We start from the raw sequence: 2,350 nt of genomic DNA, 5'->3' as shown, positions 1-2,350 counted from the left end.
TTCGTCTTTTAGGTAGTTAGGGAATATTTGATAGTGCTTTTTCTTTACTTTCTTAAAAATTTCCTCTCTAAGTGACTCTACATTTACTTTGTTGGTAGCAGACATAAATACTTTCGAACCGTCATCTCCAATACCTTTGAGTCGTAACTTCAACTCCTGCAAGAATTCTTCGCTACCACCATCATAGTTTTCTAATTGGTCAATTTTATTGAACACGTAGATTGTAGGTTTATCTACAGCATTTAGCTCCTTCAAAGTTTGCCTTACTACCGTCATCTGGTCTTCAAAACCGGGGTGAGAAACGTCTACTACATGTAGCAAAACATCAGACTCTTCAACCTCTGCCAAAGTTGATTTAAATGATTCGATGAGGTGTGTCGGTAATTTACGAATGAAACCTACCGTATCAGAAAGTAAAAAAGGGATGGTATTAAAAACCACTTTTCTTACTGTAGCATCTACGGTAGCAAAAAGCTTATCTTCAGCTTTTACATCACTTTTAGAAAGCATAGTCATTAGGGTAGATTTACCCACGTTGGTATAACCCACTAAGGCCACTCTTACCACATTACCACGAGACTTTCTTCTTACCCTGTCTTGTTTCTCTATTTTTTCTAGTTTCTTTCTAAGAACAACTATTTGATCCCTAATTACCCGTTTATCTGTCTCAATTTCTTTTTCACCGGCACCCCCACGAGTAGAAGTTCCACCTCTTTGTCTTTCAAGGTGTGTCCACATTCTGGTAAGTCGCGGCATCAAATATTGATAGCGAGCCAGCTCAACTTGAGTTTTGGCCTGAGCAGTTTGTGCCCTATGTAGAAATATATCTAGTATTAATAAACTGCGATCATATATTTTACATTTCAACTCTCGCTCAAGGTTTCGAAGTTGAGAAGGAGAAAGATCATCGTCAAAAATTACAACATCAATTTTGTTGTCATTAACATATGCCTTTATTTCATCCAGCTTACCCTTCCCGATAAATGTTCTCGGGTCTGGTTTTTCAAGTTTTTGAGTGAAAATTTTCTTGGTTTCAATATTGGCTGTAGTGCCTAAAAAAGCCAACTCATTTAAGTGTTCATCTATTATGGTATCATCGGCACCTTTTTCTGCCAAGGCAACCAAAACTCCACTTTCTTGTTTATTGATGTCAGTAACATCCAAATTCATATATATCTCGTTTATTTAATTAGAATTATTAGTAAAAGCCATATCAAAACCTGATATTGCTAAATGAATTACAGAGGTTACTTTTACTCTGAGTATCAAATTCACTAATACGTTTAAGATGAATTATGCAAAGTACGTAAATGCATAAGTCATTGTTGATCTTATTAAGAAAAATTAGTTGGCCTAAATGAAAGTAGGAATAGTATTAAATACCTCCTGGAACGTATATAACTTCCGCATGGGACTGATTAAAGCACTTCAGGCAAATAATCATGAAGTGATCGTAATAGCCCCGGAAGATGAGTATACGCCAAAATTGGTAGAGGCAGGATGCACCTTTTATAAGGTAAAAATGGATAGTCGGGGAGCCAACCCAATCAAAGATTTTGCACTTATTTTTGAGTTATATAGCATTTATAAAAAAGCTAAACCAGACATAGTCCTTCAATATACCATCAAACCTAACATTTATGGCACTTTCGCAGCTTCTCTGCTTAAGATACCTGCAGTAAATAACGTTTGTGGCTTAGGAACTGTTTTTCTACAGAAGAATTTAGTTTCTCGAATAGCGCTTATGCTGTATAAAGTGGCTTTTAAGTTTCCAAAAAAGGTATTCTTTCAGAATAAGTTTGATGAGCAATTATTTATCAATAACGAATTGGTAAATAAAAATATAACTGATGTACTACCTGGTTCGGGTATCGATTCAAATAAATTTTTGCCACAGGCTAGGTCTAAGAAAAATAAAAAGTTTACGTTTTTACTTATTTCAAGACTTATTCATGATAAGGGCATCATAGAATATATTGATGCTATCAAAAGACTTAAATCAGAAGGTGTAGACGCAGATTTCCAACTCCTTGGAGGCAAAGACGTAGAGCATAAAAGGGGTATTTCTGAGGAAACTATTAATAGCTGGCTCGAATCGAACATAGTAGAATACTTGGGTAAGACAGATGATGTGCGTACTTACCTCAACGATGCAGACTGTATAGTTTTACCATCTTACAGAGAAGGTACTCCACGTACATTACTTGAAGCCGCAAGTTCAGAAAAACCAATTGTGGCAACTGATGTACCAGGATGCAATAATGTGGTTGAGAATAATTATAATGGTCTACTATGTGAACTGAAAAGCGCTGACGATTTGGCTGACAAGATGAAGCAAATGATGAACTTA

At 35.9% G+C, this 2,350-nt stretch carries 2 protein-coding genes; one reads left to right on the top strand and one right to left on the bottom strand.

Features of this window, described 5'->3' with window-relative positions:
* Positions 1–1,170 (bottom strand): GTPase HflX (gene hflX / locus E1176_RS02195; protein ID WP_155208940.1); only part of this gene is annotated, 1,170 nt, incomplete at its 3' end.
* A 187-nt stretch (positions 1,171–1,357) separates the two neighbouring features.
* Here hflX and E1176_RS02190 point away from each other — a divergent pair.
* Positions 1,358–2,350: glycosyltransferase family 4 protein (locus E1176_RS02190; protein WP_155208939.1), on the top strand; the 993-nt coding region annotated here is incomplete at its 3' end.

Origin of the sequence: Fulvivirga aurantia, assembly GCF_009711475.1 — a bacterium.
GTDB classification, from domain to species: Bacteria; Bacteroidota; Bacteroidia; order Cytophagales; family Cyclobacteriaceae; genus Fulvivirga; species Fulvivirga aurantia.
This window is presented reverse-complemented; position numbering and strand designations above follow the sequence as displayed.